General features: G+C 35.2%; 7 protein-coding genes. 1 reads left to right on the forward strand and 6 read right to left on the reverse strand.

All coding sequences use genetic code 11. From position 1 onward, the window contains the following. From H1P_RS28865 to H1P_RS28875, 3 genes are all read right to left on the reverse strand, one after another. Positions 1-240 (reverse strand): twin-arginine translocation signal domain-containing protein (locus H1P_RS28865; RefSeq protein WP_144874238.1); only part of this gene is annotated, 240 nt, incomplete at its 3' end. A 29-nt stretch (positions 241-269) separates the two neighbouring features. Further along, a complete protein-coding gene (locus tag H1P_RS28870) occupies positions 270-848 on the reverse strand; it encodes a DUF411 domain-containing protein (RefSeq protein ID WP_144874240.1) in 579 nt (192 codons plus the stop codon). 628 nt (positions 849-1,476) lie between these two features. Further along, the gene (locus H1P_RS28875; RefSeq protein ID WP_144874242.1) at positions 1,477-2,370 is read right to left on the reverse strand and encodes a transposase family protein; all 894 of its coding nucleotides are present in this window, start codon (positions 2,368-2,370) and stop codon (positions 1,477-1,479) included. A 247-nt stretch (positions 2,371-2,617) separates the two neighbouring features. On the opposite strand from H1P_RS28875, the gene H1P_RS28880 reads away from it, so the two are divergent. Next, the gene (locus tag H1P_RS28880) at positions 2,618-3,133 is read left to right on the forward strand and encodes an S-layer family protein (protein WP_144874244.1); all 516 of its coding nucleotides are present in this window, start codon (positions 2,618-2,620) and stop codon (positions 3,131-3,133) included. A 114-nt stretch (positions 3,134-3,247) separates the two neighbouring features. Here H1P_RS28880 and egtD read toward each other — a convergent pair whose 3' ends face one another. The 3 genes from egtD to glyQ all read right to left on the reverse strand — a co-directional run bounded on the left by egtD (position 3,248) and on the right by glyQ (position 7,749). Further along, positions 3,248-4,264, reverse strand: coding sequence for an L-histidine N(alpha)-methyltransferase (gene egtD / locus H1P_RS28885; protein WP_144874246.1), 1,017 nt, complete (start codon positions 4,262-4,264; stop codon positions 3,248-3,250). A gap of 333 nt (positions 4,265-4,597) precedes the next feature. Further along, positions 4,598-6,544, reverse strand: a complete 1,947-nt coding sequence (dnaG, locus tag H1P_RS28890) for a DNA primase (protein ID WP_144874248.1) — start codon at positions 6,542-6,544, stop codon at positions 4,598-4,600. Between the two features lie 329 nt (positions 6,545-6,873). Beyond that, positions 6,874-7,749: a glycine--tRNA ligase subunit alpha gene (glyQ, locus tag H1P_RS28895; protein ID WP_144874250.1), complete on the reverse strand. Its 876-nt coding sequence runs from the start codon at positions 7,747-7,749 to the stop codon at positions 6,874-6,876. Between the last annotated feature and the right edge of the window lie 236 nt (positions 7,750-7,985).

The following is a 7,985-nucleotide window of genomic DNA, read 5'->3' on the forward strand; positions in this document are numbered from 1 at the left end:
TTGTCCGTTATAGGTTAAGAGGTATGCCTGTCTGTCGCCTAAATTTACGGGACGTTCGCTGGCTTCTAAGTCTAGTTCTAATAATCCATCGCTACTTTGATAAACAGAAGCAGCATTTGCAGATGAGAGTGGTAAAGGTTGACTAGACATAGTTTCTTGATGCAACCAACTACCAACTATAGCTGCTCCCGTACCGGCAGTGCCTAAAACAATAAACTGGCGACGGTTAAATTTAACCATAATTAATTCTGTTAGAGAACCTGTTGAATTCAGTAAGATTGATATTCCTTAAATACTTCGACTTCTCCCTTGTCATTAAACGCCAATACTTGAAATGGTTGTTTGATATCTTGCGCTTCCATTCCTGGCGTTCCGATGGGCATTCCAGGTACGGCTAAACCAGCTAGTTGAGGTTTTTCAGTGAGAAAACGTTTAATATCATCGGCAGGAATATGACCTTCCATCACATAACCATCAATAATAGTTGTATGACAGGATGCTAATTCTGGGGGGATATTATGCTTTTGCTTTAAGGCTTCCATCTCTTCAGTTTTGAGATCTTCAACTTTAAAGCCATGTTTAAGAGCGTGTTCTACCCAGACACCACAGCAACCACAGGAAGGAGATCGATACACGGTCATTTCTTTTGTCCCTAAATAATCTGGTTCGGTTTCTTTGTCCCAAACACTGACTAAAGTGGCTGATTCATGATTGTCATTGGCGATCGCTAAATTACTGCTATTAACAGTATTATTGCCTTTGGAAGTCGAAGTGAGATAAAAAGTTCCGAACGTCGATATGGCGATCGCCACTACGGTAATAGTTATTTTAGATAAGAGTTTTGACATTCTTAATTCAACTGATAGTTGGTCTTTTATTGGATTTCTATCTTAAACTCTCTACTTAACTAGAGAGTCAAGTTAAACCTACATCAACGAACTTCCAAAATCGATTTATAGCATTTCTTAACAGCACGATGGGATATGGCGAAGAATACCCATTAAGTGAGGCAATAGACTATAGACAAGATCATAGAAAGTACTAATGGCAATAGTTTTCTTTTCTGCTTCTCCCATCTTTTGCGACATTTGTTTGCGAGTGACGAATACTTGGATTGTACTACTGATGATATAACCAACGACAAACACTCATAATGCTTTCCCAAACAGGTAGTATTACGATAAATACGCCTAAACTAATCATTAAAAACAATGGAATCATCTCTCTCAATAATCGAGGTATCGGAAATAGTGGTAATTTGACAATCAATACCGAGCAATTGGTTTTAGACAATCAAAAGACTTGTCCGAAAATCTGCATACAACTCTGTGACTAGCTTTGACCCAGGTTGAAAATTTTAGGAAAAATGCCAGTCAGTACAGTAACATCAGGGATTGAAAGTATTAATATTAGTAATGAAGCAAAAAAAGAGTTGAGCTATTTCGTCCCTATTTCTCTTTTTTCTAATATTTAAAATCAAAACTTCAAAGCTCCTATCCTGAATCTTACCAATCCACAAATTACGAGAATAACTTGTTTATAGCTTCGAGAATGGAGTCTAAATCTTTCCGCAGCCACTCGAAAAATTTTGATAAGACGAATCAGATGTTCTACATAAATTCGTGATTGAGAAATAAGTTTATTTGACTCTTTTTGCTCTAGAGTTAACTCTCGTTTGGGAGGTTTTTTCTGAGGTGTTATTGTGCGGTTAGCCCCGATATAGGCTTTATCTCCTTTAAAGTTTTGCGACTCAGAGAAATTATCTTGTTGTTTTCGCAGTAAATTTACATCGGCTTCGGGACCTCTTTCTCCTACTATTACATCCACAATATCTCTCCCTTTGGGTAAGGAAACAAATTGATTTTTAAAAGTATGTTTTTGTTTCTTGCCTGAGAAGAATTTTTTCGGCTCTTGATAGTTCTTAGGTCTTTCTCTCTGCTGTTCTGCGCTATCTATCAATAACTCATAACTTGTCAATAATTCTTGCACAAATTCATCATTTTTAATTGAATTTTGCCATTCCTCTAAGAGACTACAGGGAAGTAAATCTCTTAAAATTGGCAGCCAATAATGAAAGAGATCATTAGCCGTCGTGCGACTGACATCAAACATTATTCCTAATACCTCAAAAATAGGCATCTGTCTTAAATAGAAAAAAGTCAAACAAATTTCTGCCTCCTCAGATAAGTTTTTGGCTCGACCAGCCCCTTTTTTATTTACTCGAATTTTGTGGTCTTCCGCTGCTTTTTTCCTTTCTTTGTTTTTAGCGATCGCTTGCTTAATTAACTGTTCTAATTGAGGTAAGGTTAAACCGATAAGTTGCTTGGCTACTTTTGGATGAAGACGAATATGTTCTAAAGGATTGACCATTAAATAATCTTTATATCTTTGTCATTTTTCTCTCTTTTTTCCCACAAATTTAATTTTCGGACAAGTCTAAAGTAGTCTCGCTGCTTTTAGTACTTCTGGACAAGGTGGTAACATCAATCTCAATATTGAAGATTCATTACTCTTACGTCAGGCTAGTGTAATTACCGCAGAAACTACAGGCACTTTTGCTAACAGCCAATCTAGTATTAATGGAGGCAATATTAGCATTAATGCCGATTTAGTTACTTTGCTCGCAAACAGTCAAATTAATGCCGATGCCTTAGAAGGTAATGGTGGAAATATTAGCATTTTGACCCAAGGCTTCTTTGCCTCTTTTGATAGTCAGATTATTGCTAGCTCTCGGTTTGGTTTGGATGGTAATGTAGACATTAAAACTCGATTGAGCGATCGCCCAATCGAGCTAGAACCATTACCCATTAACCTCACAGATGTCACGCAACAAATAACTCCTAGTTGTAGTTTTGGAATTAATAATTTTACTCTTGCAGGAAAAGGCGGTTTACCTGAAAACCCAATCCAATCTCTGAGAAATTATACAGTTTGGAACGATTTAAGATTACCAACAATTGAGAGCGCAAACACCATGATTATACCTTTATCGGCTATGGAAGCTCCTCAAAAATCTTCTATTATGGAAGCTACAACCTGGAAGATAAATCAACAAGGTAATGTAGAGTTAATTACTCACAAATCACCAAGTATTAATCTTAATCAGAATTATCTGTGTCAATACCTAAATTAGCTATTTAAGTAACTCCACTTTATTAAACATTGAATAATTAAACATAAAATAGGGGTATGGGGTTTCGGTAAAAATTTTAACGAACGAGTTTTATAAATTATTTCGCCTACCTACTTATCTTTTTTGACAAAGTAACAAACCAAACCATTGCTTAGTATCAGTATAACTGTGACGTAATACTAATTCTTTGTTAGCTAAATACTTTGTCATTTGTTCTATATTAAATTTACGAGAAATTTCTGTACGAATCGTTTCACCCTCAGCAAAATCGATCGCTAAATCTAATATTTGTAAAGTTGCAGTATGAGCTTGATTGCTAATTAAATACATCTCAATTTGATGCTCTTGATTATTATAAATTGCTTGATGCTTAAACAGATTAATGTCAAAATTACCTTGAAACTTCCAATTCAGATGTTGCAACATATTGAGATTGAAAGCAGCCGTTACTCCTTGAATGTCGTTGTATGCAGCTTCTAAGATTTCTTGGGGTTTTTGTAAATCAATACCTAGTAAAAAATAGTCTCCTGAGTTTAAAGAATCAGTAACTAAATCAATAAAGCGATCGCATTCTTGATGATTAAAGTTCCCAATGGTACTGCCTAAAAACAATACCATTTTTGGTTGCTTATCTGTTGCTTTAATATTCGTTAAGCACTGTTGGTATGTACCGACTTTTCCTTGGATATTGAGAGTAGGATAATCTGTGAGTAAGCTATTAGCACTTTCTTTAAGAATACTACCACTAACATCAATGGGAATATAGGTTAAAGGATAATCTAAAGTTTGATAAGCATCTAGTAAGAAGCGTGTTTTAGTAGAACTACCACTACCTAATTCTATTAATTCTACTTTTCCCGTAACCTTGGTAATATCATTAGCATATTGTTTTAAGATACTAGCTTCGGTACGGGTAGGATAATATTCAGAAAGCTGACAAATATCTTCAAATAGTTGTGAACCTTTTGCATCATAAAAATAGCGAGGCGGAAGAGTTTTTTGTTTTTTGGTTAAACTGTTAATAACATCTTGTCCATCATCTTTTGTTACTTCACTATTGGAAAAATATTCTAGAGAAAATCGAGAATTATTGATTATATTTTTAGGAAATTGTTGGTCGATAATAGGCATTAGCTTCTTGGAGATCGATAAATTATAGTGTTGTAGAATACAAAGGTTTCAGACACAAATCAGAACGCTACATATTTAAAATAACATATAGTGTTTCTGAAATGAATCTAGAAAAAATACATACCAAGATAAGGGTTCAAATATACCTCACAAATATGAGAAATTATTTCTCAAGGTTTTCCTTTAACTTATTAACCAAATTTTATCTTAATGTAGGTTCAATTAATGAATTGACAAGCTATAATCTTATACAGTTTTCACGATTCATTTTAAAATGCTGCGTATTATAAATTTTTTAGTTGAACAACAAAATAATATCAATTTAAGCTATAGCTAACTTTCTGCCGAAAGCCTGATTTTTTCTAATTCTTGAAGACGCTTCTTACTGTATTGAATCTCTTCATAAAGATGTTGTATCTTATTGCCATCTACTAAAGGATTGATATTTTCTAACTGTTCGGTACAATAAAGTTGATATTTAATACAGCTTACTTGTTCTAAAGAAGCGATCGCATTTTCAATTCTAGCAGCAGCGCGAAAAACATCTTCTTGGGCTTTTTCGTCAAGATAAAATAAGTTAGTTAAAGATTTCATATCTTGAGAAAAATTTACACTACGATTATGTAGTTGCTCTAAAATAAAGTTATCTAGAGCAAATTGTTTATTGCTCTTTTCTTGCTCAATAGTAATAATTTCTTGCCAGAGAAAACGATGATTAGGTAAAGTAAAATATAAATCTTTATCCTCCAGCTTACTAATAATATTATCTCGATAACGAGGACAATGAATATAAATTAAAAGTAATAAAGATTCTGCTTGTTCTAGTAACTCCTCTTCAGGACTGGTTGCAATACTTAAAGCTATTTTAGGAGATGTCTTAATCTGCTTTTTATTAGTTCTTAAATTGCTTTTTTTGCGAAACTCAGGTGCTAATTGTGCCTTTAAATTAGCTAAATTTTGTGGTACGAGTCTACCATCTCCTTGAGATAAAATTTCTGCACAATAATTGAGATAGTAATTACGTTGATTAGCATCTTGTAAACGATTGAGTAACTTAACTACTCCCTTGGCTACCTGTTGCATTTCATCCGCAGCTTTGAGGTTTTTACCCGTAATTAAATTATTAATTTGCCAATCCAACCATAAAGGAGCATCATCAACCGAATCACGATAAATATCTATAGCATCATCACTACTACTGATAAATTCATCCGCATCTTTTCCACCAGGTAAATTAAGCACCCGCAATTGTACCTGTCCAGCATACACTAAATCCTTAACTTCTGCGATCGCTCTTTCGGTGGCTTTAATTCCTGCTTTATCCGCATCAAAATTAAGAATCACTTGTTTAGAAGGAGTGTAGCGCAATAACTGTTTCAATTGGTAATCAGTAAAAGCCGTCCCCAAAGATGCTACTACATTAGTGATACCAGCAACATGAAGGGCGATAACATCAAAATAGCCCTCAACAACTATTACTCTATCCTCTTGAGCAACACTCTTTCTCGCTCTATCTAAAGCAAAAAGTGTTTTACCTTTATCAAATAGAGGAGTTTCAGGAGAGTTCAAGTATTTGGGTTGATTCTCTTCCTGTAGAGTACGACTACCAAAACCAATGACTCTACCCTGAGTATCCTTAATCGGAATTATAACGCGATCGCGAAAAACATCATAATAACCATTGCCTTCCTTACGCTGCTTAATTAATCCTGCTTCTGCTACCAAACTCACAGGATAACGCTTTTGTTCCACTAAATAACGATATAAAGTTTCCCATCCCCCAGGTGCATATCCCAACTCAAAACTATTAATTGTCGAATCTGCTAAGTTTCGAGTTTCCTTGAGATAATTTAAAGCAACTTCCCCTGGAGACTGATGCAAAGCGTGTTGAAAAAAATTAGTTGCTACCGCTAACACTTCGTAGAGTTGCTCTCTTAGAGTAAGCTGACGCTGGATATCTTGTCTTTGTTCGGGTTCAACCGTTTGTATGGGAATTTGGTAACGTCTGGCTAAATCCAATACAACCTCAGCAAAAGACTGTTTGCCAATCTCCATTAAAAACTTAAAAGTATTACCCCCCGCACCACAACCAAAACAGTAATATAGTTGCTTATCCTGGGATACACTAAAACTAGGAGTCTTTTCATTGTGAAAAGGGCATAATCCTGAATAATCCTTCCCTTTTTTCTTTAAAACTACATAATCAGAAATAACTTCAACAATATCAACCCCTTGCTGTACTGCTTCAATAGTTTCTGGATGAATACGAGGAACTTGCACGCTACTATTTATTACCAACAGAAGATAATGAGCCTGATTAGTTATGGTAAATCTTTATCACTATAAAAGGAAATAGAATTAATTAATCTTTGAAGTAATTTATAGTAAATGCGATCTTACTTCGTGAAACTCTAGGCGATCGCTATTTCAGGTTAGTCTTACTTTTGTATTATAAAATTGAGCGGATATTTTGAGGTTATAAACCGTTAGTGCCGATTCCTTCAGAAATTTAAATATTGATTAAAGGACGAATAGCCATTCGCAAGGGGCTGTCTCTTCGGGTTTCCCGAAGAGTTTATATGCCCCGCCCCTACCAATAAATTGAATTCTTAAACTTTTTGCATTGGAAAACCTAAACTTTCTCTTTGCTCCAAATATAAGTGAGCCACTTTACGAGCTAAATTACGAATTCTGCCTATATAACGAGTTCTCTCTGTAACAGCAATCACACCTCTAGCATCTAATAAATTAAAAGAGTGAGAACATTTCAATACATAATCCAAACTGGGCATCACTAATCCTTTTTCAATCAACTGGGTTGCCTCCTTCTCATACAAACTAAAAAGATTAAACAATAAATCAGGATCGGAAGCTTCAAAATTATAAGTACATTGTTCAATCTCCGACTGTAAAAAGATATCCCCATAGCTAGTATCCTGATTCCACTTAATTTTATTGATTGCATCCACATCTTGCAGATACATCGCTAATCTTTCCAAACCATAGGTAATTTCAATAGATACTGGCTTACAGTCAATTCCTCCACATTGCTGAAAATAAGTAAACTGCGTTACCTCCATTCCATCAAGCCAAACTTCCCAGCCAGCACCCCAAGCACCAACAGCAGCATCTTCCCAGTTATCTTCTACAAAACGAACATCATGATCTCCTGGATTAATGCCCAGGGATTTTAGAGAATCTAAATAAATCTCTTGAATATTATCAGGGGAAGGTTTAATTAAAACTTGATACTGATAATAGTGTTGAAAACGATTAGGGTTTTCTCCATATCTACCGTCCGTTGGTCTTCTGCAAGGTTCGACATAAGCAACTGACCAGGGTTCAGGACCTAATGCTCTCAAAACTGTACTGGGGTTTTTTGTTCCCGCCCCTTTTTCAGTGTCATAGGGTTGAGCAATTAAACATCCGCGTTCGCTCCAAAATTGATTCAAAGCAGCAACAATTTCTTGAAAATACAAAGACATGTTCTAGTTTTCCCAATTTCTAAAAGAATAAACTTAATTTTCGCGCTCAAACACCATAGCATATGTAGCTTTGAGGAAAATCTGTAAGAAGAAGATTGCCCAAAGTGCCAAATTTCTCAAAAAAAGGGGTTGACTTTAGAAAATGAAAACCCTATATTGGTAAATGCGCGGTTGAGGGAAAACAAGCCCCGACAACGCTCAGAACCTAGACAAATCAATAGTTTGAAGACTTAAAA

It is taken from the genome of Hyella patelloides LEGE 07179, from assembly GCF_900659865.1.
GTDB classification, from domain to species: domain Bacteria; phylum Cyanobacteriota; class Cyanobacteriia; order Cyanobacteriales; family Xenococcaceae; genus Hyella; species Hyella patelloides.